This is a genomic window from Neobacillus notoginsengisoli, assembly GCF_003515685.1.
In the GTDB taxonomy this organism is placed as follows: domain Bacteria; phylum Bacillota; class Bacilli; order Bacillales; family Cytobacillaceae; genus Bacillus_D; species Bacillus_D notoginsengisoli.
Genome location: NZ_QWEG01000006.1, coordinates 75,185 through 99,239 on the forward strand (window position 1 = coordinate 75,185; position 24,055 = coordinate 99,239).

Here is a 24,055-nt window from a genome sequence, read left to right on the forward strand (position 1 = left end):
TTCATTTATATTTTCCGTCCCCGGTACTTCGAGGAAAGAACAAAGTTTCATACTAAAAAGATGTAATAAAGTCCAGGTAAAGATCTATCAGTTGTGTCCCAAAAAAATAGGCTGTTAAGGTGCCCAGAGCAATGAACGGCCCAAACGGAATGGGCTGGCGCCTTTTGACAAGCTTTAGAGCAAGAGCCAGTATTCCAAATACAGCCCCGAAAAAGGTTGAAAGCATAAAGGATAAGAGCATTAGTTTAAATCCGACAACAAAACCGATGACAGCGAACAACTTCACATCGCCGCCGCCCATACCTCCCTTGCTTACATACGCAATCAAGAGGAGGAGCAAAAATCCGGCAGCCGCGCCTAGGAGCGAGTCCCACCATGGCGTGAGTGGCCAAACAATGCGTTCAAATAAAAAAATCCCTGCAAAGGACAACAAAATTTTATCAGGTATCACCATAAAATGAATGTCGCTTACGAATATTATCATGAAAAGGGAAATAAGCGTCCAGGCAACAACGAGTTCCCATGACCAACCAATCAGTACAGGAGCAAGAGCAAACAAGATTCCGGTTAACAGCTCCGTCATTGGATAAACAGGGGAAATCCGCGACCCACAGCCGCGGCATTTCCCCCTCAGGAACACATATGAAAAAACCGGAACCAATTCCCACCACCGCAGCTGGTGCCTGCATGTCGGACAAGCCGAGCGTGGTTTGACAATTGATTGCCCCTCTGGCACCCTTAGGCCGACTACGTTAAAGAAGGAGCCGAAGGTGATGCCGTAGAGGAATGTTAAGGTTACAATCACAATTAGTTACCACTATAGTTTAGCAACTCTGTTTCAGTAACTTCGGTTGTAGCAGTATACCCAGAATCAATTATAGCCGCTGAATGGTGACCCACTATAGAATACTTCTTAGTAGTAGGGCTGTACTTAACTGTAAAACCGTCTGGATCCTTTACATTTTCAACCATATCAGCTAAGGCAACTTGGTCCCATTCTTGAACTGTAGCGTTAGAGGCGTGTGCGAGTTTCGCAGCACTAATAATTTGTAAAGCTTCTGATACTTTTGCATCATCCTTAGTTTTTGAAATCAACCCACCAATCGCCGGAATTGCAATCGCAGCAATAATCCCCAAAATAACAATAACGGCGAGTAACTCAATTAGCGTCAATCCACGTTGGTCTTTCATTTTTTTCTTTAAGCTCTTAAACATTTCCCCACTCCTTTTTTAGGCGTAAAACCTATAATATTATTACTCTTTCATTATACACTAGAGATTATTGTCACATCTACTAGTATTTGGTATAAAAACGTCAATTTTTAGTATTTTTTATCAAATTGATTAAACATTTCAAACATCGGGACCATAATACTTAAAACAATTGTTCCCACTAGTGCGGCCAAAACGACAATCATCAGTGGCTCGATCAAAGATTTCAGCTTATCCGTCCCGATATCGACTTCTTTTTCATAAAACTCGGCCACTTTTCCCAGCATGGCGTCGAGCGATCCGGTTTGTTCGCCAATCGACACCATTTGCGTGACAAGCGGCGGAAATGCCCAATGGTTCTGCATCGGGATGGTCATTGACTGCCCTTTCTCAAGGGAATCACGGGATTTTCGAACGACCCTCGAAATCACTTCGTTTTCAACAACATTTTCCACAATCGACATTGCCTGGAGAATCGGCACAGAGCTCGAAAACAACGAACTTAGCGTCCTTGTCATCCTCGCAAGTACGGCCTTTTGCAAAAGTTTGCCGAATAACGGCATGCGCAGCAACGCATAATCTAGAAAATACTTCGTTTCTTTATTTCTGCGAATGAGAACAATGCCAGTAACCATAATCAATGCCAGTAAAATCAGCAGCCACCACCAGCCTTGGACAAAGTCGCTTGCCGCAAGCACAAATTGCGTAATTGCCGGCAGTTCGCCGCCAAGGTCATCAAACATTGTCACAAACGTAGGGACAATTGATGTCAATAGAAAGATCACAACCCCGATTGCGAGGACGCCAATCACAGCTGGATAGGTCAAAGCCGAAACGATTTTTTGTTTCGTATGATGCTGCTTTTCAAAATGGTCGGCCAGCCGCTCTAGCGCACCATCCAGGTTCCCACCGACTTCGCCCGCCCTAACCATATTGACGAACATTGGCGTAAAAATCTTTTTATGCTTCGTCACCGCCTGGGAAAGCGGATTCCCTTCGCGCAACTCTGACTCAATCGCTATCAGTGCTTTTCTCAAATGCTTGCTATCCGTCTGGTTTGCAAGAATCGCTGTCGCATCAACTACGGTAACGCCTGCCTTCAATAATGTTGCAAATTGCCTTATATAAATGACAAAGTGCTCAAGCTTGACAGGGTTGCCAATCGAAATATCTCTCGTGAGAAGCGTTTCAGGCATTTCGCTGATATCCACGACCCGGATGCCGTCTTCCTTCAATTTCAAAAGCGCTTCACGCTTCGAAACGGCGTTGACGATTCCCTGCTTCGTTCCTTTTCTGTCGCGTCCTGCGTATTTGAATCTGGCCATTATGTTACCAGCTCCTGCAGATACGGCTCAGCAACCTCTTTTTGAATCCATCCTTTTTCAATAAGCTCCTTAATATTCGCCTCGAGTGTATGCATCCCCACGGCGCGTGAAGTTTGCATGATGCTTGGAATTTGATGGATTTTTTCATTTCGGATCAGGTTAGCAATCGCTGCATTATTAATCATAATTTCAGTGGCAGCCTTCCTCCCTTTTTTATCAAAAGTCGGAAACAGCCGCTGCGAAATAATCCCAACAAGGACAGAAGCAAGCTGAACACGGATTTGCGGCTGCTGGGTTGGCGGGAATACATCGATAATCCGGTTAATCGTAGCCGGCGCACTTGACGTGTGAAGTGTTCCAAGGACAAGATGCCCCGTTTCTGCCGCGGTAATGGCGGTCTGGATTGTCTCAAGATCGCGCATTTCCCCGACGAGAATGACGTCCGGATCCTGTCGCAATGCAGCCCTCAAGCCATTCGCAAAATTCCCCGTGTCCATTCCGACTTCGCGCTGGTCAATAATTGAATTGCCATGCCTGTGAAGATACTCTATCGGATCTTCAAGCGTGATGATATGCTTCCGCATCGTCTGGTTCATATAATGGATCATCGAAGCGAGTGTTGTCGATTTTCCGCTGCCGGTCGGGCCGGTAACAAGCACAAGCCCCTGCGGTTTTTCAGCAAGCTTTAAAAGCGTATCAGGCATACCCAAATCAGCAATCGCCGGTATTTTTGAAGGGACAATCCTAAATGCCATTGCGATGCAATTTCGCTGATGATACGCATTCACTCTGAACCGGGAAACACTCGGTACACTGTAGGAAAAGTCGAGTTCGCCCTTTTCCTTGAAAACCTCCCACTTCTCTTTAGGAATGATTGCTTTTGCCATGCCAGCCGTGTCTTCGGGACGAAGCATCTCTTTGCCATATCGGCGCAGCTCCCCATTAATCCGCATAACGGGTTGGACGCCGACTGTCATGTGGATATCGGATGCCTGGTGCCCAAAAGCCGCTCTTAAAATCAGGTTAATTTTATCTTTCATCAGCCGCTCTCCTATTCCAGAATCGCTACTCTTAATACTTCTTCAGTGGTCGTCAATCCCTGTTTGATTTTCAACAGGCCGTCATCAATCAAGAAAATCGTCCGGTTTTGAACCGCAAGCTCCCTCATCGCCTGGAACGTCTCCCCGTCCATAATCAGTCTGCGAAGGTCGTCGTTGATGACGAGGACTTCGTGCAGGGCTATCCGCCCTTTATACCCAGTCATATTGCACGACGAGCACCCTCGGCCGCGCGGAACTTTCTCAATCCTTATTCCCCGCTTTGCAAAAATGTCAAGTTCACGTTTCGAAGGCTCCTCGAATTCTGCACAGTCACGGCATACCTTCCGGACAAGCCGCTGGGCGACGATGCCGCTAAGGGCAGAAGCGACCATAAACGGTTCAACGCCCATATCAATCAGCCTTGTAATCGTGCCAAGAGAGTCATTTGTATGCAGGGTACTTAAGACTAGGTGGCCGGTCAGTGACGCTCTGATGGCGACATCGACCGTTTCCTTATCTCGAATTTCCCCAACCATGACGATATTCGGGTCTTGGCGCAAGATCGACCGAAGTCCTGTCGCAAAAGTCATCCCCACGTTCTGGTTAACCTGAATTTGGTTGATTCCTTCAAGCTGGTATTCAACCGGGTCCTCAATCGTAATAATGTTAACCTCTTCACTATTTAGCCTGTTAAGCGCAGCGTATAGAGTCGATGATTTTCCAGAACCAGTAGGCCCCGTAATCAACACGATGCCTGTGGGCTTTTCAATCATGTCCGTAAATCGCTTGAAATTGAGCTGATTGAAACCAAGCTTCGTTAAATCATTCAAGGTACTCCCCATATCAAGGAGGCGCATAACAATTTTCTCGCCGAATACAGTTGGAAGGGTCGATACACGCAAATCAATGGGATGAAAATCGAGATTCAGCTTGATCCTGCCGTCCTGTGGAATCCGGTACTCCGTGATATCCAGATTCGCCATGATTTTTATCCTGGCCCCCAGCACATTTTGCATGCTTTTCGGAAGGACACGCTCCACTCTTAATACTCCGTCAATCCTGTACCGGACAACGAGCTTCGTTTCCTGTGGATCGATATGGATATCGCTCGCCCTATTTGAAGCGGCATTTGACAAGATCATGTTGACCAGGCGGACAACGGGCGAGTCGAGATCGCTCACATCATCCTCGCGCGCTGTTTCCCTTGTTGGCAGGTCATCGAGGAACTCTTCCAGACCTTCATCGGTGTTGTAGTATTTATTGATTGTCCGTACGATGTCATCCTTTGTCGCAATCGCAACTTCAATTTGAAAGCCGGTCGACAGCCTTAGGTCATCAATGGCGAGAAAATCCATCGGATCAGAAAGAGCAACAAATAGCTTGTCCCCTTCCTTCTTAAGCGGAATGACTAAATGCCTTCTCGCCATTTCCTTTGGAATAAGCGTTAATAAATTTTTATCAAAAGGGTAGCTGAACAGGCTGATATGCGGAATGCCCAGCTGAATTTCAAGCACTTCAATCAACTGCTGTTCTGTGATGAGGCCGCGCTCAACCAGTGCTTCTCCAAGGCGTTTTTTAGGCCCTTTTACACTAAGTGCTGCTTCAAGCTGCTCCTGCGTGATCAAACCTGCTTCGATGAGGAGGTCACCGAGCCTTTTTTTTGTTCTTACCATTTAAATCCCTGCTATCTCATTTTTATTTCGGTACTTCGTTCGGTTTCCCCCACAGGCCGCCATCATCATCAGCTGTACCGGAGTTTTCTCCTTGCTTGGTCCCAGGCTGGCGAGCTTCAGGCGCTTTGTTGACGTCTGTGCCGGCATTTCCATTATCACTAGTTCCCGGACCAACAGGATTCACAGGGGGTTCCCCGCTGTTTTCTGCAGGCGTCCCACCCGTATTCTGTCCGTCTGCAGGAGCTTGGCCATCACTCGTCGGTTCTGCCGGTAGCGCATGGACTTCAACTTTGTGGACTGGCGGGTAATAGTCTTCGGAAATAGCTTCCGTATCGAGCAGATTGCCCAAGGTATAAATTTCGCGATAAATTTTGATAATGGCGCCCTCTTTGCCTTCTTCAGTTATGTTAACCTGGCCGGTCTTCAGAAGCGGGCTGAATTGCTTAATCGTTTTTGGCTTGAAAACTTCCTCGCCATCGGCAACCGTTTTATATTCATAAAGAAACTTTGTGCCGGAAATGCTAGCGGTCAATTTTCCGCCACTATATGCAAAAGCTAATTCATACGAGTTGTCGTTTGGATTAGCAAAAACAAAATCCTTTCCCGTTACATGGCTTACGAATGCTTCTGAACCAAGCTTGGCGAATTCCGGAAGTTCCTTGCTGATATTCCGTTCAAGAATGGTAAAATTCGTTTTTAGTATGGCGATATAAGCCGCTGATGCCATCATGCTTAAAGAAGTTTCAGCCATGTTGCCGAGTTCGTTTTCTTTGATAAACCGGTTGAACGAGAATTCGGCGCCGCCTTCAAGTTTAATAGAATCAAATTCTTTTACTGCAAGTTCGAGATCGGAGGAAGGCTCTTTTACTTCAACTGTACCTGTTGAAACGATTCCTTCATCATTTGTCTTATTTGGCATAAATTCCACTAAACCGACTGTAAATGACCCTACTTTCAGCATTGCGGCAGGCTCGGCCAATTTTGCTGTAAGATCCTTCAAGTTGATTTCTTCACCAATTAGTGGAGGGGAGATTCTCCCAATCCATTCAACAAGAACAGATTCATCTAGGTTGACCTTTATAGCATTTTGCCGGCCGTCCACTAACCCGGAAATCGTCCCCTCTGGATCAAAAGCAAATTGCTCTGTCTCAAGATCGATCGTTTTTTCTTTATAGTGAAGTTTAAGGGTTGTGTTTGCGTACCAGTCAGTTGAGGCGGCCTTAATCAGTTCAAGTGCTTCACGTGCTGATTTGCCTTCAAGATTCACTCCGCCCACAGCTGTACCACGGGAATAGGTTTCATCCCCTGCGAACAGTGTACCAAACGCCTTGGCACCGAAATGAGAGAAGCCGAAGACGTAGGCGGTACTCAAGATGAGGACAATAAAAACTTTTAAAAACTGCTGGTTTTTTCTCATAAGCAACTACCCTTTCCAGACGGACGCGAGACTCTTCTATCCATTTCTAGCTCCCGCCGACTTAACCAAATCTTCTTCCTTGTTCTCACTGGCAACGGCCGCTTCAACGAGCGCTGCAAAATAGTCTTCATCGCCTGCACGATCATATTCGTTCTTTAAAGCTGGAGCTGTTTCGCCAGATTCCGAGATTTCAAGGTCGATTGAATCGAAGTCCAGCAGCGGGAGATCCAAATTTCCCTCTCCAATTGACTTTACAGATTGCTCTCCATTTGTGAATCTCTCGACATTCTCGTTCGAACTTACAGGAAGAACAAGAGATGGTTCAAGTATTTCTAGGTCATCAAAGAAGGCTAGGTCAGTAACTGTCTCATCAGGCTCAATTGTTTTTTCATTATCCGAAAGAGAGGGCTGTGGGGAAATTTCGTCTAAATCCAACTCAGTATGACCAGCACCCGAAAGCCCCGCTCCTTCTCCAGCTGAAACCATGTCTGATAGATTGTTTTCGATTGGCAAAATCGAATCATGTAAACGGTCCTCAATCGTCTTTTGGCTTAATATATGCGCTGACGAACCATTTTCAATTTCAGCTACCTCATCAAAAACACTTTCTTCGGTAAAAAATACAGCACCGAGCTTCCGGTCAAATATATAGGCTGCCAATCCTGTCAGCAACAACAAAATTAGAGCTAGTTGCAAAGAGTTGAAAATACTATTCCCGTAACCACCTGCTATGGCCAGAAATACGGAAGTACCAGCAATCATTACTTTTCCCTTTCCCGTCAACCCAAGGGGAAGAAAGTATAAAACCGGAACAAGCAGAACGAGCGAGGCCAGTCCGTAAATGAATATTTCCACATAAAAACCCCCATTTCCCCATTTTCTATACAAGATTTTTCAAATTAATAGAAAATTCATCCCATTTGACTAAAAAATGACATTGTTCTTCTAACAGATATTGTATAATAATCTTAGCATTTAAAAAAGAGGGGGAAAGTCATGAATGATTAAATATTTCCAAAAACAAGAAGGGTTTACATTAATTGAGGTCCTACTCTCCATTGTTTTGCTCACAATTATCCTGACTTCCTTCCTGGGCTTTTTTACCCAGTCGGCTATTTTCACTAACAAGAATCAAGAAAAACTTAGCGCTGCGCAAACTGCCCAAAAGGTTGTATCATCAATAGAATTGAATACAACAAAGGCTCAGCTGAAAGCAAAAAGTATTGTTAATGATACAGGGAAAGTGGTTTCTCCAAGTACAGTTTATAATGATAAAAGTCAATTTAATGAACTTTTTAAATTTACAATTGTTACTCCTTTTACTGTTGAGATTAAGTTCTCTGATGGACCCATGGGTAGTGGTTTAATCCAATGCAAGGTTTCCATTTTAGATAACTCCTCTCCACCAAAAACCAAATCTGAAACTTTTACTTACATAAGGTGATTTTATGATAAAAAATCAAAAAGGGATAACTCTTATCGAACTGTTAGCAACGCTCACAATTCTTACAATTATTTCGGGTCTAGTCTACGGGGTATTGATCGGCACGACTAAAAACTACCAGAAGCTTTCGTCAAAAGCGGATTTAAGCAGAGAAGCGAATCTCATTCTCGCAACCGTAAAAAACGTTCACGAAAAGACAGGAAAAACCGCGGGGAATACAAATGCCGAATATGAAATCGATTTTCTCTCCGGACAATATATGATTGGAGAAAAGAACGCTTCGTCAAACCCACTTCACTCAAAGAAGTTTTCTGTTGAAGTATACAAAAATCATGCATTAGTGAATGGTAAAACAAAGATTTCTTCATTACAACCACTAACAATCAAAGTCATTGTAAAAGATTCAAATGGGCAGTCATATGAAGTGGATACGATTATTAAAAAGCATTAAGGGGGCGATACCGATTCGAAATGAGAGAGGCTACACTCTGCTGATTGTGATGGTAATTATTACTCTGACAGTCATTTTCGCTTTAGGGTTGAGCGGAATGGCAATGAACACGAGTCTTCAAGTCAACAAGACAGAAAACGTCAACAAGGCGACCGACCTAGCCGAAATGGGCATAACGTATTACAAAGACAAAATCGACAACATCATCGTTAAGGCCTTTACGGCAAAAACCATTACAAAACCAACCGAATTAGACACTTTATTAAATGAGATGAAAAATGAAGTTACAAAGATTCAAACGGAAGATGGTAAACAAAATGTTTCCGGAAGCGGAATCTCTTATGAGATTAGAAATCTTTCTGTGGATATTAGCAATCCCTCAAAGATATTGATCACTTTCAGGACCATCGGAAACTCGGAAGGGGAAAAACGGGAACTATCCTTAGCCTTAAACTATACAATTAAACCCGGTAAGTCGCTTCCATTGTATAAAGTCAATGACCCGGGAACTTTCAGCTCGAGTAGTAGTGCTTGCCACAATCCTCAAGAAAATACAAATATAATAAATCAAAATTGTTTTTACAATCCCACCGAAAATGTACCAGGAGTAAAAATTGAAAATTCTACACTTAAAATTATTGGGAATGAAGAATTTGACCATTTTAAAAATGTTACATCCTCTAAAATTTACGTAACTGGCGATATTTTACTCAATAAAGTCAATAACATAACAAACCTCCGTTTACATGTAGAAGGAGACCTCATTGAAAGTAATAGCGAGTCAAAGTTTAATAACTTTGGTGGAATTACCTTAATAGAAATAGAAAAAAACGCGATAATAACCAGTTTAAATAATCTTGGCGAAAATTTTGAAATGATCATCGGAAAAAATTTAACAGTTAATGAATTTAAAAACAATACGACTGGAAAAATCATTGTGTATGGTGATGCAAACATCAATGCAGTTAACAGCAACACAAATGTAACAATGTGTGTATTTGGAAAATACAGCGGCTACCAACCAAAACCTTCTTATATTAAAGTTTATGGCGAGCCGGGATTTGAGAGCGATTCAGTGTGCGGACCATATGCTAGGGCAAATGTCCCCTTTCTTCTCGATAGCAACCGTGAAGAATCTATTATTTATAAATAACTTAAAAGCCGGCTCTCAATTGAGAACCGGCTTTCATATACCTATTTTCTTCTTACTTCACATACGCCGCTACCCGATTCCTCCCCGCCCGTTTGGCTCCAACATAAAGGGCGCGGTCTGCATGGCGGATAAGGGCCATTGCGTCCTCGGCATCCTCTGGTGCGGTTGCGATTCCGAATGAGGCGGTAACTTTAATTGGAATCTGTGGTGAATCCCCACCCATATGTTCAGACAGGATGAACGGCCAGTTGGCAATGGACTGCCTGATCAGTTCCGTCATATTATAAGCTTCCCGGCTCGTTGCCTCAGGCAGGAGAATGACGAATTCCTCTCCCCCGTATCTGGCTACTGTTCCGGAATCGCCGACGATATTCTTGATTCTCGAAGCCAGTTCCCTCAGCACTTCATTTCCGCTTTGATGGCCATACGTGTCGTTCACGGCCTTGAAATGGTCGATGTCAAGAATAATAAGGGCGAGCCGCTCACGTACACGTTTATCAACCAAGCCGAATTCCCTTGTTAGCATTTTTTCAAAATACCTATAGTTACGCAGCTTCGTCAAGGAGCAGCGTTCGCTTTCTTCTTTTGCTTGTTCATAATGCCGTGCGTTTTCAATGGCAATGGCATAATGGGAGCATAAAATATCGACAAGCATCAGCTGGGACTTCTCAAAGGCCCGCTTCTTTTTCGATACGAGGACCACTACCCCGACATGCCGTCCGCTTTTTTCCATCGGAATCCCGAGGACGCTTTCCGAATCAGCCGGCAGATTTCCCCCGACAATGTGGCGCCATTCCTTCCGGGATCCGAACAGGACCGGCTTCCCAGTTCCCCATACTGTTCCGCTTACTCCCTGATACTTCTTGATTGGGATTTGGCTGTTCGGCATAATGAATCCGTTTTCGATCCTCCTTGCCATGACAACATCGTCGTTCTCCTCGATTTCAATGACATAGGCATAATCGATCGGCAGCATTTCCGAAAGCTTTTGCAAAAACAGCTCTGCCACTTCATCCACTTTGATGCGTTCGGCTAACTGATGGCCAATTTCTGCTGCTTTCTGCAAGTACACATTAATATCTTGGGTGGAATAATACATTCTTAGAATGAGTGAGACACTCGCAAATGGCCCGCCAATGAACAAAAGGGCTAGGGCGCCAAGCTCTAGGTGAAGCGTATACAAAACGAAACCAAGTGGAAAGGTGATAACAGTCGTTAACGACTCCCACATAAAATCCTTTCCAAAATAAGACTCCGTGCTCTTATAAACGAATTTCTGATAGATAATCACAATTAGTTGGTTTAATACATAATAAAAGACAGCATATGCAGTTGCGAGCCAGAGAACAACCGTACCCTCCCCCATGCGTGAAAGCGTTTGCCCTCCGAGGCTGAAATAGACTGTGCCACTTACGAGGGACACCACGAAAAACATCAGGGAATTCAGTGGTAGTCTGAACAGCCCTTCTTTTGGAATGCGCAGTTTTGTTAGAAGTACCAGGACGGAAAGCTGGACAGTAATCATTTCAACGAACAAGCCATAGCGAAGGAATACAGCAATGGATACCCACTGGATGATAAAGATGGGGGTTCCATTTATGACCATCGGCATCGCCGCAACGATGGAGGCCAGAAGAAGGAAACCAAGAAGATTCAACAAGTTCAAATCAGCCGGAGGAGGAGATAACATGTATGTAAGCACAAGGCCAGGAGGGACAAGCAGCAGCCAAACGAAAAAAATCACCTTTTTCACTCGGGACGTTACATGCACTGTTATCCCTCCTCTGGTAAAATAGTCACAAATTTTTAAACTCATTTTATCAAAGATTCAGACTCTTGTCATACATTTGGACGAATTTTACAAAATATTTCCCAACAAGTGCCGCCTCGCTTCAGAAATGAAATATAGCGAGCCGGTAATGACTAGAATCCAACCTTCTTCCATGTTATTTATTTCTTTGTGCAGGAACTGTCTCCAGTCTCCTGCTGGCTTGCTATTGGATTTTTTGCCTAAACTGGCGAGCTCCTCCGCACTTGCAGCACGCGGAAAATCGAAGGAGACGAATGACATCCTGTCGGCCACCGCCTCAAGCGAGGAAATCATGCTCCCAAGCGGTTTGTCCTTGAGGGCCGCGAAGACGATGTGAATGTTCCTGTCCACAAACCGGGAGTGAAGCTCGTTGATCAGCGATTCAATTCCTTCCGTATTATGTGCCCCATCAAGAATTACCACAGGATTTTCCGAAACCATTTCAAGCCTTCCCGGCCAGAAAGCGTCCTTCAAGCCCTTCCTGATTTCCCCTTCACCTGCTTTCACGATGCTCTCTTCAATCAAATAGTTCATTGCAGTGACGGCAAGTGCAGCATTCTGTGTCTGGTGGGCGCCAATCATTGATACTTCCAGGCCAGAAAATTGTCCATACGGAGTCGACATAGTAAACTTTTCCCCTTTTGCAGTTTTCGTATGGCCGCTAACCACAATCTCTTTCCCTAATTCGAGAAGCCTCGCGTTCTTATCGGCTGCCTGCTCCCTAATCACTGCCAGCGCTTCGCTGTTTTGCGTGGCGGTTAGGACCGGAATTCCTTCTTTGATGATGCCCGCTTTTTCAAAAGCAATCTCCGTATATGTATCACCAAGGATCGAAATATGATCGAGGCCAACATTCGTAATGACCGACAGAAGTGGCTTAAGGATATTCGTTGAATCAAATCTTCCGCCGAGGCCCACTTCATAAATGGCAAAATCGACCGGCCGGACGTCGGCAAAATAAATAAACGACATGGCGGTAATCACCTCGAATTCGGTCGGCCCGCCCAGGTCAGTCTTGTCTAATTCATCAGATAGCGGTTTGATTTTATTTGCAAGCTCCACTAATTCCTCGTCTGTGACAGGGTTGCCGTTCACACTAATCCTTTCGTTAAAATATTCAATATAAGGCGAAGTAAAAGTCCCAACGGAATACCCAGCTGTTTCAAGGATCGACCGCAAAAAGGTGACCGTTGACCCTTTGCCATTTGTTCCGCCAATATGGACGGCTTTCAATTTTTTCTCAGGATTTCCGAGCCTCTCCATCATCCATTCCATTCGTTTTAGGCCCGGTTTGATCCCAAGCCTTAGCCTCCCGTGTATCCAGTCAAGCGCATCCTCGTATGTCTGAAACATGATAAGTCCTCCAATAGAACAGGAGGAAGACGAACCCTCTGGGGATCCGCCTTCCACTGCTGAATATCTTTCGTTTTTATCCTTTAAGTTCATTAATCCGAGCTTCAACGATGGCTCTCTTCTCGGAATAGTCACGTTCCTTGGCCCGTTCTTCTTCAATAACGTGGGCAGGGGCTTTTTTGACAAACCCTTCATTGCCAAGCTTTTTCTGGACTCGCTCAACTTCTTTGTCCAGGCGGGCCTTTTCCTTTTCAAGACGCGCAATTTCTTCGTCGATATTAATGAGACCCTCAAGCGGCAAAATGATTTCCACCCCGGTCAGGACAGCGGTCATCGCTTTGTCATGTGCGCCAATTTCTATGCTCATCTCCAGTTCTTCTGGATTGCAAAAGCGTTCAATATACGCACGGTTCTTTTCAATCATTTGAAGGGTTGATTCATCCTTCGCCTTTACATACATCTTAATCTTTTTGCTCAATGGCGTGTTCACTTCAGCCCTGATGTTTCGGACCGCGCGGATCATTTCAACGAGCAGCTTCATCTCGGCTGCCGCTTCGTGATCACTTAATGAAGCATCTGCCTGCGGCCATGTGGTAACTGTAATCGATTCGCCATTATGCGGCAGGTGCTGCCAAATCTCTTCTGTAATAAACGGCATGAATGGATGCATCAGTCTCATTGTATTGTCAAGGACATAGGCAAGGATGGACCTCGTTGTCTTTTTGGCTGCTTCATCATCGCCATAAAGCGGAAGCTTCGCCATTTCAATGTACCAGTCACAAAGGTCATCCCAAATGAAGTTATAAAGCGCACGGCCGACTTCACCGAATTCGTAGCGGTCAGACAGGCGGGTAACCGTCTCAATCGTTTCATTCAGCCTTGTCAAAATCCACTTGTCGGCTGTTGATTTTTCGCCGCTTAAATCAATTTCTTCCACTGTCAGACCGTCCATATTCATCAATGCGAAACGGGATGCGTTCCATATCTTGTTCGCAAAGTTCCACGTCGCTTCAACCTTCTCTGTGCTGTAGCGTAGATCCTGGCCAGGCGAGCCTCCTGTCGACAAGAAGTACCTTAATGAATCCGCTCCGTACTGGGAGATCACATCCATTGGATCTACACCATTGCCAAGCGATTTACTCATCTTGCGGCCTTCCGCATCACGGACAAGGCCATGGATGAGAACATCCTTGAACGGACGCTCCCCTGTGAATTCAAGGCTTTGGAAAATCATCCTCGATACCCAGAATCCAATAATATCGTATCCGGTCACAAGGACATCTGTCGGGAAGTAGCGCTTGTAATCAGCGGCATTTATATCGGGCCAGCCCATTGTGGAGAATGGCCATAGCGCCGAACTAAACCATGTATCAAGGACATCTACTTCCTGAGTCCAGTTTTCTTCATCAGCTGGAGGGTTTACATCCACATGGATTTCGCCTGTCTCGTTGTGGTACCATGCTGGAATCCGGTGGCCCCACCAAAGCTGGCGGGAAATGCACCAGTCACGCGTATTTTCCATCCAGCGCAAGTAATTTGTTTCAAAACGTTCCGGAACAAAATGTACTTTGTTTTCTTTTTGCTGAAGGGCAATCGCTTCATCGGCAAGCGGCTGCATCTTAACGAACCACTGTGTCGACAAATACGGCTCAACTACTGCACCACTCCGCTCAGAATGGCCAACCGAGTGCAGATGGTCTTCAATTTTGAAAAGAACGCCTTGTTCTTGAAGGTCTTTTACAATCTGCTTGCGGCAATCAAAACGGTCCATGCCATAATATTTTCCAGCGCGCTCATTCATCGAACCGTCTTCGTTCATGACAAGAACACGCTCAAGTTTATGCCTGTTGCCGATTTCAAAATCATTTGGGTCATGGGCTGGCGTAATTTTAACTGCGCCAGATCCGAATTCCATATCAACATAGTCATCGCCGACAATCGGAATTTCACGGCCAACGATTGGCAAAATAACCGTCTTTCCAATCAAATGCTTATATCGGTCATCTTCCGGATGGACGGCAACCCCTGTATCGCCAAGCATGGTTTCAGGTCTTGTTGTCGCAATTTCAATATGGCCGGAGCCGTCAGCAAGCGGGTACCTCATATGGTAGAACGCGCCCTGGACATCTTTATGGATAACCTCAATATCAGAAAGGGCCGTCTTCGTCGCTGGATCCCAGTTGATAATGTATTCGCCGCGGTATATTAGCCCCTTCTTGTAAAGAGTAACGAAAACTTCCTTAACCGCGTCGGAAAGCCCTTCATCTAGAGTAAAACGCTCGCGGCTGTAATCAAGGCCGAGGCCGAGTTTTGCCCACTGCTCGCGGATATGAGCGGCGTATTCTTCCTTCCAGCGCCATGTTTCCTCCACAAACTTTTCACGGCCAAGGTCGTAACGGGTTTTTCCTTCGTTGCGGAGTTTCTCCTCGACCCTCGCCTGTGTCGCGATGCCGGCATGGTCCATCCCCGGCAGCCAAAGCACGTCATAGCCCTGCATCCTCTTCATGCGGGTAATGATGTCCTGAAGCGTCGTATCCCACGCATGGCCAAGGTGGAGCTTCCCAGTCACGTTCGGTGGCGGGATGACAACCGTGTACGGCTCCTTTGTTTCATCATCCTTTGCTTCGAAATACTTCCCGTTCACCCACCAATCATAGCGTCCCTGCTCGATTGATTGGGGATCGTATTTTGTTGGCATGCTTATTTCTTTTTGATCCATGTTTTATTCCTCCTTGATTAAATCAGCTTCATTAAAGTTGTTTGTTGATTTACGCTCCACAAAGGAACGCTTCTGAGAATAATCATCGCCGGGACAGGCGGTTTTTGCCTGTCACGAGGCACACGCTTTCCGCGGGGCGTCAGTGGAGCCTCCTCGGCGCCTTAGCGCCTGTGGGGTCTCCACCTTGCCGCCACATCCCGCAGGAGTCGGTGCCTTCCGCTTCAATCAACCGCATCATCATCAATAACATGCTTAAAAAACAGCTTTAAAAATAAAAAACTCCATTCATCCAATAAAAGGACGAATGGAGTGCGCTCGCGGTACCACCTTTTTTCCGGCAAAAAAAACGTGCCGGCTCTTAACAGGATAACGGATTTGATCCGTCTTCCACTACTGGGCTTATGGCCTTTGGCGGAAGAAGCTCGAGGGTGACTTTCCAATGGGCTGCCTGGGAAATCTTTCAGCTGGTAAATTTCCCTCTCTGAAAAGCAACTGGGCATTGTACTTTTCCCTGTCTGTGCATTTGGCTTTTAATTATTATCTTATATACTACCGAAACTTACGCCTGTACGTCAATCAGGATGGCCTGTTTTTTTCTTAATTATACCCTTTTTTCAAAAATGGGCGTTCACCTATAGGGTACCTTCCGCATATATTGGTGTAAGGTGCAAAAGGAGGGATGTTTTTTGAAGAGAATGTTCAATATTTATAAATATCCTCTCTGGCTGAGGACAATCCGGGGGGTGGTCGCGCAGTTCAGCATCCCGTTCTGCATTTTCCAGGGCATCAGGACAATCATTTTTCCGACGACCTTTGATGTGTTATTCTTGGCAGTGCTTATCTTGATTGCGACAGCTTTATATTTTGAAATCATTTAAGGAGCCCGGGTGTTTGGATCACTGGGCTCCTTCTTTTGCGGCCTCCTGCTGCTGTTCAATTTCTGTTAAGCGCATGACGACATATTCCGTATTTTTTAGGTGCCAATATTCCTTCAGCAGTTTCCTAGAATATTTAAATTCGTTTTTAAGGCCCTTTTTGCCAAAATACGCTTCTGCTATTCGAATGATTTGCAGGGGATGGGAGAGGTAGCTGTAGAAAAGCTGCTTTTCATCGGGCTTGAACGGAAAGTAATGAAAATAATGGGTAACCCAATCGACTGCTTCCTCGCTCCTCTTTGGACGGGTTTCGAGCATACGAGACATGAAAGGCAGAAGGTCGTGGGTCGGTGAGCCGTATCCTGCCTGCTCAAAATTAATGAAGTAGCCATGGCCAGCCTCGTTGTAGAGGAAATGGTCCGGCGACAGCTTTCCGTGAATAACGACCATACGGGCTTTTTCGAGATCCTTGCTTTTCTCAAGCCATGTTTCGAGTCTTTCCTTCGAAAATTTAAGTGCTTGGGAAATCTCGCTGTAGTATAGGCAAAATTGCAGTTCAACCGGTGACATATATGTTTTCTTCTCGCAGCTTTCAATAAATCCGTCCATGAACTCCCGATTTTTTTCATATTGCAGGCCCATCTTGTCAAAATGTTCTTGCCGGTCTTCTTTTCCAACCTTCACTTCCTTGGCAGACAAGGTATGGAGCCTTGCCAGTTCCCGGACCATTTGCTTGTTCCTGTCAGTCATTCCCTCCTTGGCTTCATTCCCAAGCCACGGCATCAAGTAATAGAGGTTCTGTCCGTCCAGGATGCCATAGCGCCCGTCCAGTGCAGGATAAATCGGGACAATCCGATTATAGCCCCGCTGGTACAAATACTGGACATGGCGGATAAAATCCATACCAGTATGGGCATCGATTGCTTTTAGCGCAAAGGTCCCTTTATTACTGTATACTTTTTTAATTTTGCCAAAATCCTCGATAAAATAAGGTTGGATGCCATAGGGCTGAAGAATATGGGCGAATTCCTTCAAGCGGTTCGTTTCATTCATGGGAATTCAGCTCGCTTCATCGCAGTTTTTACAAAAAAACAAACAGTGAGCGAGTCTGGGCCCGCTCAACTGCATGGAGACATTTATTTTTTCGCGTAGGCGGTAGGAATATAAAGCACTTGGCCTTCGTATACGTCCTGGCTTAGTTCTAGCTGATTGTAGCGAAGCAGGTTCTGAATAGAGACATCGTACCTGTCGGAAATTTTGTCGAGTGTGTCGCCCTTCTGGACAATGCACACTTTCAGCTTCGCCTGTTCTTCGCTATCATCCTTCCTGGCAAAAAACTCTGTTAAGGACATGCTTTTCTTTTTGGACTTTTTCTTTTTTGCCGGCTCTGGGGAAGAGGATGATTCTTCTTGTTCTATTGAAGCAGTTTCTACTTTTCCCTGTTGCCCTGCTGTTGTTTCTGCTGGCGCTTCAACCGCGCCGGTCTGCTCGTACTGGGTGACTGCCTGCCCGGACTGGACTGGCGAAGGCTCAAACGCGAATGCCTCGTTTAATTCCTGCGGAGTTGTTTCACTCCTTGCAGGAATGGATGGCAATGTACCATGTAACTGATTCCAGTAAGAATTAAACGGAAAAGTCGAGAAAGAAGCCGGATTGTCCACTGGTTCTTCATCCGGAATCCGCCGCGCTTCTGCCTCGAAGACGAGTTCCTCCATCTCTTGGGCTTCTTCCTCTTCTGTGTAACCAGTTTCCGTCACATCGACAGCTTCTTCCTCGTCGTCCCCTGCTTCGGGTTCCTCATTTCGTTCCTGCAGGAAAATTTCTTCGTGTTCTTCCTCCACTTCCAGGTCGGTCCTGTCGGTATCGTCAGTTTCGCTTACCGCATTGCCGTCATATAGTCCACTGATAATCAAATCGGCTGTGAGCCTCATGCAGCTTCTCTCAGGAAAGGCATAATCAAATGAATCGACAATCACATCAATATCATAAATGCTCGATATCCTGTTGACGGGAATCGTAATATCAACCGGAAAGCGATGGGCAAATTCACAAACCCCTTCTTCATTTTGCTCAATGGTTTGGACATATCTTAACCCGGGGGTCCCCCCCTCTACTGCTTCTCGGCCATCAGGTATGGTCGTGTATTCTCCGGCTAAATCCAATGCGCCCCGGATACTGACATACTGGTCGTTTTCCTGGATTGTGATATCGGGGCTTAATGAAATTGAAACCAGTTCATCGACTTCCTGTCCTTTCCGGAACCACAAAGATTCCTCTAAAGAAAATCGTAAAGACGATTGATTCCCTTGAGACAAAGCGACTCCTCCTTTCATCTCCCTTTTAAAATCACTGTGTCACTTACACTTTATGAATGGTTTTAAGGCTTTATGATAAAAATCGGGTTCTCCAACAGGAGGTTGAATATGTATTTGGATGAGTGGCCATACGATCAATAGTGACCTTGGTCACAGTTTCGCCAAGAAGCTTTGTCTAATTTTTGAATAAGCCGGAAATCCCCTACCCGGATGGTGGAAATCGGATTATGATAACAGTGTAAACAACGTATTTAAATTCAAATCGAAAAGGGGAATTATTCATGTTTAACTCATTCTTAAGGGAAAACAAAGTCGCTGCCGCTCTTCTCGCCGTCCTACGAATCTATCTCGGTTATGCCTGGCTAACAGCAGGTTATGGCAAAATTACTGGTGGCTTCGATGCAGCTGGATTTTTGAAAGGCGCAGCCGCCAACCCTGTCAGCGGCCCAGACGGAATTGTCTATGGCTGGTACGTGAACTTCCTGAACTCTTTCGCTCTGCCAAACGTCGAATTGTTCAACGTCCTAATTCCTTGGGGTGAATTCCTGGTCGGTCTTGGCTTGATCCTCGGCTGCCTCACTTCTGCGGCAATGTTCTTCGGACTTGTGATGAACTTCAGCTTCATGCTTGCCGGAACCGTCAGCCACAACCCAACTGATATCCTAATGGGCTTCATCATCCTTGTAGCTGGTGCGAACGCTGGAAAATACGGCCTTGACCGTTACGTGCTTCCTTTGATTAACAAGACTGTGTTCAAAAAAGAAAAGCAGTTCCAGCAGTAAACTCATAGAAAAAGGCTCTTCCAATCGGAAGGGCCTTTTTTTGCGCAGAATAAAATTTTCTATGAGATCGCAAATCAAAGAAGTCTCACGCAACAGCGGCTTGAGTGACAGTAAATGAACAAAAGCCAGGTGAAGTGTCGCGCAACATAGCCTTCTGGACACTCTTCAATATCAATGCGTTACGAACATTTTATAGTTTCCTGATGATCAGAATGAAAAACTCCCGCCAAAACCCGGCGGGAGTACTAAACCATTATTTAAGCTTTGAAAACGCAGTTTCCGCGGCTTTAATTGTTTTTTCAATGTCTTCGTCTGTGTGAGCTGTTGCCAAGAATAGTCCTTCGAACTGAGATGGCGGCAGGAAAACACCCTGGTTAGCCATTTCACGATAATACTTGGCGAAAAACTCAAGATTGGATGTTTTCGCTCTTTCATAGTTCGTTACTTCTTCGTTTGTAAAGAAGATTCCAACCATGGAGCCGGCGCGGTTGATGCAATGTGGAATCTCATATTTTTCAGCCGCTTCTTTCAAACCTTTCTCCAGCATGTCGGCTTTCCTGTTGAATTCAACATAAATTTCAGGAGTCAGCTGGCTGAGTGTTTCATACCCAGCAGTCATGGCAAGCGGGTTTCCGGACAAGGTTCCTGCCTGGTAAATCGGACCACTTGGCGCAATCTGCTCCATAATTTCAGCTCGGCCGCCATAAGCTCCAACTGGCAGGCCGCCGCCGATTACCTTACCCAGACAAGTAAGGTCAGGTGTTACCCCGAAATAGCCCTGGGCACAGTTATAATCGACACGGAAACCTGTCATGACTTCATCAAAAATGAGCAAAGCGCCATATTCGGAAGTGATTTCGCGCAGGCCTTCAAGGAAACCAGGCAGCGGAGGGACAACTCCCATATTTCCGGCAACCGGCTCAACGATTACACCGGCAATGTCCTCACCGAATTCTTTGAACGCATAGCGAACACTGTCCAAATCATTGTAAGGAACAGTAATCGTATTTTTTGCAATGCCTTCAGGTACGCCCGGGCTGTCAGGAAGGCCAAGTGTCGCGACACCGGAACCCGCCTTGATTAGCAGGGAATCACCGTGGCCATGATAGCACCCTTCAAACTTGAGGATCTTATTCCTGCTGGTATACCCTCTCGCTAGGCGGAGTGCGCTCATTGTCGCCTCAGTTCCCGAAGAAACCATTCGGATGACTTCAATGGAAGGAACGCGGTCAATGACCAGTTTTGCAAGCTCGTTTTCCATTAAAGTTGGAGCACCGAAGCTTGTGCCAAGTTCGGCAACCTTTTTAATGGCTTCCACGACGCGGTCATTCGTATGGCCGAGAATTAGCGGGCCCCAAGAAAGAACGTAGTCAATGTATTCATTTCCATCAATATCATAAATTTTCGAACCTTTGCCTCGGGCCATGAAAATCGGATCCATATCCACTGATTTAAAGGCGCGGACGGGGCTGTTAACCCCCCCTGGCATGAGCTTTTTCGCTTCTTTGAATGCTTCGATCGATTTATCATAAGAACGCATGACATTCCCTCTTTCTTTAGCAAAATTGCGTTACTAAAAATTTTAGTTGATTTCCGCTCCGAGACACACGCTTTCCGCGGGGCGTCAGTGGAGCCTCCTCGGCGCATTGCGCCTGCGGGGTCTCCACCTTGCCGCAACATCCCGCCGGAGTCGGTGCCCTCCGCTCCAATCAACAATTAAAAACTTATTGCTCCTTCAGCCAGCGAGCTGCATCTTTGGCGAAGTAAGTAATGATCAGGTCGGCTCCTGCGCGCTTCATTCCTGTCAGCATTTCCAGGACAACGGCTTTCTCATCAATCCAGCCGTTTTGGGCAGCACCCTTGATCATTGCGTACTCGCCGCTCACATTGTAAATGACAACCGGCAGATTGAAGTTGTTTTTGACATCACGGACAATATCGAGGTACGGAAGGCCGGGCTTGACGATCAGGAAATCCGCTCCTTCACGGACATCGGATTCCGCCTCGCGCATCGCTTCGATTCGGTTTGCCGGATCCATCTGATACGTCTTCCTGTCACCGAACTGCGGAGTGCTGTCGGCGGCATCGCGGAACGGGCCGTAGAATGCAGATGAATATTTAACGGCATAGCTCATGACCGGTACTTCCTCGAAACCTGCCTCGTCTAGGCCGGCGCGGATTGCTACAACAAAGCCGTCCATCATATTCGATGGCGCGATAATATCAGCACCTGCTTTTGCCTGACTCACAGCTGTCTGAACGAGCAGGTCAAGCGATTCGTCGTTCAGGACGCGGTTTCCTTCCACTACACCGCAGTGGCCATGGCTTGTATACTCGCAAAGGCAAGTATCGGCAACAACGATCAATTCTGGATGCCGCTCTTTGATTAAGCGGGTTGCACCCTGGACGATACCGTGATCATGGTAGGCACCTGTACCGCATTCGTCTTTCTCGGCTGGAACCCCGAACAGGATAACGGACTTAATGCCGAGTGAGACAATTTCATCAATCTCCGAACCAAGCAGGTCCATGGAAATCTGGAAAACTCCCGGCATGGAAGGAACCTCATTCTTAATGTTTTCCCCTTCAATGATGAAGAGCGGATAAATAAAATCTTCTACATGGAGATGTGTTTCCCTAACAAGCGCCCTCATATTCGCGCTAGTGCGCAGGCGGCGGTGACGTGAAAATTGAAGTTCCATCCTAACTAACCTCCGGACTTTTTCTGGCAAAACCAGATTGTTATTACTGTTTATAGTTTATCTTTTTTATCGATGCTTTCCAAATATTCGATTGTGCTATTCACCATGTGTTCAACCGTGTATTGGTCCGGACAAGCATGGACTGGAATCCCAAGCGACTGAAGCTTTTTCAAAGTCACCGGCCCGATGCAGGCGACAACACAACGATCCGCAAGTTCTTTCAGCCTTTCTTCGCCAGCGGTCTCTACAAAGTGGCCAATTGTTGAAGGGCTTGTAAACATAAGAACATCAAGTTCCCGCTTCTCAAGCATTCCTAACAGCTTTTTTTTGCTCTCTTCAGGCATGCAAGTTTCATAGACGATGATTTCATCGACAAAAGAGCCATGTTCCTTTAATTCCTTCGAAATGTGTTCCCTGGCCAGGTTTCCTTTCGGAATAAGGACCCTGCTCCCTTTGTTGATATAGGCTATAAATTCTTCCGCAAAAACTTCCGCAACATATTTGGAAGGAATGAATTCCGCCTCATACCCCTTTTCCTTCAGAAAGTGTCCAGTTCTATCCCCGATGGCGGCGATTCTAGGGAGCTTTACTGGCAACCCTTCCGGGAAAAAGGACAGGAATGTCTCTACTGTCACATTGCTTGTAAAGACAATCCAATCATATGTTTCAAGTTTTTCAATCACTTCGAAAAGGGAATCGTTTAGAGCGACTGGCTTGAAGGATATAAGAGGGATTTCAACTGGAATCCCTCCATGTTTTTCAATCAGCCTGGAAAACGATTTTGCCTGGCTGGCTCCCCTTGGTACGAGCACTTTTTTATCGCTTAGGGGCAGCCGCCGGTTCATTCATTTTCCAACTCCTCTATTACTCGGTCAATCAGCTTTTTCGCGCCTCTTTCAATTAAGAGGTCACCGGCTTCAATGCCGAGTTTTTCAGGGTCCGTCCCACTGACTGTTTCCTTATACACTTCCTTGCCATCCGGTGAAGCAACAAGAACGTCCATCGTGATTGTGCCATCCTCTTCCGCAGTCGCGAAACCGCCAATCGGCACCTGGCAGCTTCCTTCCATTTTGTTCAGGAAGGATCGTTCTGCACGGACGGCGGCAGCTGTTTTTTTGCAGGTGAATTTTTCAAATAACTCAAGCAGTTCTTTATCATCTTCCCGGCACTCAATCGCAAGCGCTCCTTGGCCGACAGCCGGGATGCACACTTCTGAATCAATCAGTTCTGTGACAACTTCCTTCGCCCAGCCGAGGCGGGTAAGGCCGGCAGCTGCAAGGATAATTGCATCGTATTCGCCATTATTCAGCTTCTCAAGGCGCGTATCAACATTGCCGCGTATCCATTTAATTTCAAGGTCGGGACGTTTTGCCAAAAGCTGTGAGCTGCGGCGCAGGCTGCTCGTTCCGATTACCGAGCCCGCAGGCAGATCTTCAAGCTTCACATGGTCTCTTGAAATGAGCGCATCACGGTGATCCTCACGAAATGGGATGCAGCCAATGGTCAGGCCATCGGGCAAAACGGACGGCATGTCTTTCATGCTGTGGACAGCCATGTCAATTTCCCTGTCAAACATCGCCTGTTCGATTTCTTTTACAAAAAGGCCTTTGCCACCAACTTTTGATAACGTCACATCCAGGATTCGGTCACCTTTCGTCACAATTTCCTTCACTTCAAACTCAAATGAAGGACCGGCAATTTTCTTCAATTGGTCAATCACCCAGTTCGTCTGTGTTAATGCCAACTTGCTCCGTCTGGAACCTACAATAATTTTTCTCATGATA

General features: G+C 45.9%; 21 protein-coding genes and 1 other annotated feature. Of the genes, 5 read left to right on the plus strand and 16 right to left on the minus strand.

The genetic code is table 11. The features are described from left to right. Window positions 1-52: 52 nt before the first annotated feature. The 7 genes from D1B31_RS10590 to D1B31_RS10620 all read right to left on the minus strand — a co-directional run bounded on the left by D1B31_RS10590 (window position 53) and on the right by D1B31_RS10620 (window position 7,522). Window positions 53-805 (minus strand): prepilin peptidase, encoded by a 753-nt coding sequence (locus D1B31_RS10590; RefSeq protein WP_192894768.1) that lies wholly within the window; start codon window positions 803-805, stop codon window positions 53-55. Between the two features lie 2 nt (window positions 806-807). Then, a complete protein-coding gene (locus tag D1B31_RS10595) occupies window positions 808-1,215 on the minus strand; it encodes a prepilin-type N-terminal cleavage/methylation domain-containing protein (RefSeq protein ID WP_118920758.1) in 408 nt (135 codons plus the stop codon). A gap of 107 nt (window positions 1,216-1,322) precedes the next feature. Beyond that, window positions 1,323-2,537 (minus strand): type II secretion system F family protein, encoded by a 1,215-nt coding sequence (locus tag D1B31_RS10600; RefSeq protein WP_118920759.1) that lies wholly within the window; start codon window positions 2,535-2,537, stop codon window positions 1,323-1,325. Then, window positions 2,537-3,577: a type IV pilus twitching motility protein PilT gene (locus D1B31_RS10605; RefSeq protein ID WP_118920760.1), complete on the minus strand. Its 1,041-nt coding sequence runs from the start codon at window positions 3,575-3,577 to the stop codon at window positions 2,537-2,539. Before D1B31_RS10605 ends, D1B31_RS10600 begins: the two co-directional genes overlap by 1 nt. An 11-nt stretch (window positions 3,578-3,588) precedes the next feature. Further along, window positions 3,589-5,250 carry a GspE/PulE family protein gene (locus D1B31_RS10610; RefSeq protein WP_118920761.1) on the minus strand — a complete coding sequence of 554 codons (1,662 nt, stop codon included), beginning with the start codon at window positions 5,248-5,250 and terminating at the stop codon, window positions 3,589-3,591. A 22-nt stretch (window positions 5,251-5,272) separates the two neighbouring features. Then, window positions 5,273-6,667, minus strand: a complete 1,395-nt coding sequence (locus D1B31_RS10615; RefSeq protein WP_118920762.1) for a VanW family protein — start codon at window positions 6,665-6,667, stop codon at window positions 5,273-5,275. A gap of 36 nt (window positions 6,668-6,703) precedes the next feature. Then, entirely contained in the window at window positions 6,704-7,522 is an 819-nt protein-coding gene (locus D1B31_RS10620; RefSeq protein WP_118920763.1) for a hypothetical protein, read from the minus strand. 145 nt (window positions 7,523-7,667) lie between these two features. On the opposite strand from D1B31_RS10620, the gene D1B31_RS10625 reads away from it, so the two are divergent. The 3 genes from D1B31_RS10625 (at window position 7,668) to D1B31_RS10635 (ending at window position 9,715) form a co-directional block, all read left to right on the plus strand. Next, the gene (locus D1B31_RS10625) at window positions 7,668-8,111 is read left to right on the plus strand and encodes a prepilin-type N-terminal cleavage/methylation domain-containing protein (protein ID WP_118920764.1); all 444 of its coding nucleotides are present in this window, start codon (window positions 7,668-7,670) and stop codon (window positions 8,109-8,111) included. A 4-nt stretch (window positions 8,112-8,115) separates the two neighbouring features. Then, window positions 8,116-8,562 carry a PilW family protein gene (locus D1B31_RS10630; protein ID WP_118920765.1) on the plus strand — a complete coding sequence of 149 codons (447 nt, stop codon included), beginning with the start codon at window positions 8,116-8,118 and terminating at the stop codon, window positions 8,560-8,562. A gap of 97 nt (window positions 8,563-8,659) precedes the next feature. After that, window positions 8,660-9,715: a hypothetical protein gene (locus D1B31_RS10635; RefSeq protein ID WP_142922580.1), complete on the plus strand. Its 1,056-nt coding sequence runs from the start codon at window positions 8,660-8,662 to the stop codon at window positions 9,713-9,715. 52 nt (window positions 9,716-9,767) lie between these two features. Here the strand turns inward: D1B31_RS10635 and D1B31_RS10640 are convergent, their stop codons facing one another. From D1B31_RS10640 to D1B31_RS10650, 3 genes are all read right to left on the minus strand, one after another. After that, window positions 9,768-11,486 (minus strand): GGDEF domain-containing protein, encoded by a 1,719-nt coding sequence (locus D1B31_RS10640; RefSeq protein ID WP_240035243.1) that lies wholly within the window; start codon window positions 11,484-11,486, stop codon window positions 9,768-9,770. An 87-nt stretch (window positions 11,487-11,573) separates the two neighbouring features. After that, window positions 11,574-12,878 carry a bifunctional folylpolyglutamate synthase/dihydrofolate synthase gene (locus D1B31_RS10645; RefSeq protein WP_118920956.1) on the minus strand — a complete coding sequence of 435 codons (1,305 nt, stop codon included), beginning with the start codon at window positions 12,876-12,878 and terminating at the stop codon, window positions 11,574-11,576. Between the two features lie 76 nt (window positions 12,879-12,954). Further along, window positions 12,955-15,597: a valine--tRNA ligase gene (locus D1B31_RS10650; RefSeq protein WP_118920767.1), complete on the minus strand. Its 2,643-nt coding sequence runs from the start codon at window positions 15,595-15,597 to the stop codon at window positions 12,955-12,957. A gap of 293 nt (window positions 15,598-15,890) precedes the next feature. Beyond that, window positions 15,891-16,124: a binding site (T-box leader), on the minus strand. Window positions 16,125-16,283: 159 nt separating this feature from the next. Here D1B31_RS10650 and D1B31_RS10660 point away from each other — a divergent pair. After that, entirely contained in the window at window positions 16,284-16,475 is a 192-nt protein-coding gene (locus D1B31_RS10660; RefSeq protein WP_118920769.1) for a hypothetical protein, read from the plus strand. An 18-nt stretch (window positions 16,476-16,493) separates the two neighbouring features. Here D1B31_RS10660 and ysxE read toward each other — a convergent pair whose 3' ends face one another. Both ysxE and spoVID read right to left on the minus strand, forming a co-directional pair. Next, window positions 16,494-17,525, minus strand: coding sequence for a spore coat protein YsxE (gene ysxE, locus D1B31_RS10665; protein WP_118920770.1), 1,032 nt, complete (start codon window positions 17,523-17,525; stop codon window positions 16,494-16,496). Window positions 17,526-17,608: 83 nt separating this feature from the next. Further along, on the minus strand, window positions 17,609-18,787 hold the full coding sequence (gene spoVID, locus D1B31_RS10670; protein ID WP_118920771.1) for a stage VI sporulation protein D: 1,179 nt from the start codon (window positions 18,785-18,787) through the stop codon (window positions 17,609-17,611). Between the two features lie 281 nt (window positions 18,788-19,068). Between spoVID and D1B31_RS10675 the strand changes: the two genes are divergently transcribed. Further along, a complete protein-coding gene (locus D1B31_RS10675; RefSeq protein ID WP_118920772.1) occupies window positions 19,069-19,569 on the plus strand; it encodes a DoxX family protein in 501 nt (166 codons plus the stop codon). 253 nt (window positions 19,570-19,822) lie between these two features. Here the strand turns inward: D1B31_RS10675 and hemL are convergent, their stop codons facing one another. The 4 genes from hemL to hemC all read right to left on the minus strand — a co-directional run bounded on the left by hemL (window position 19,823) and on the right by hemC (window position 24,051). Then, window positions 19,823-21,109, minus strand: a complete 1,287-nt coding sequence (hemL, locus tag D1B31_RS10680; protein ID WP_118920773.1) for a glutamate-1-semialdehyde 2,1-aminomutase — start codon at window positions 21,107-21,109, stop codon at window positions 19,823-19,825. 184 nt (window positions 21,110-21,293) lie between these two features. Further along, a complete protein-coding gene (gene hemB / locus D1B31_RS10685; RefSeq protein WP_118920774.1) occupies window positions 21,294-22,271 on the minus strand; it encodes a porphobilinogen synthase in 978 nt (325 codons plus the stop codon). A 50-nt stretch (window positions 22,272-22,321) separates the two neighbouring features. Continuing rightward, the gene (locus D1B31_RS10690) at window positions 22,322-23,116 is read right to left on the minus strand and encodes a uroporphyrinogen-III synthase (RefSeq protein ID WP_118920775.1); all 795 of its coding nucleotides are present in this window, start codon (window positions 23,114-23,116) and stop codon (window positions 22,322-22,324) included. After that, on the minus strand, window positions 23,113-24,051 hold the full coding sequence (hemC, locus tag D1B31_RS10695) for a hydroxymethylbilane synthase (protein WP_118920776.1): 939 nt from the start codon (window positions 24,049-24,051) through the stop codon (window positions 23,113-23,115). Before hemC ends, D1B31_RS10690 begins: the two co-directional genes overlap by 4 nt. Window positions 24,052-24,055 lie beyond the last annotated feature (4 nt).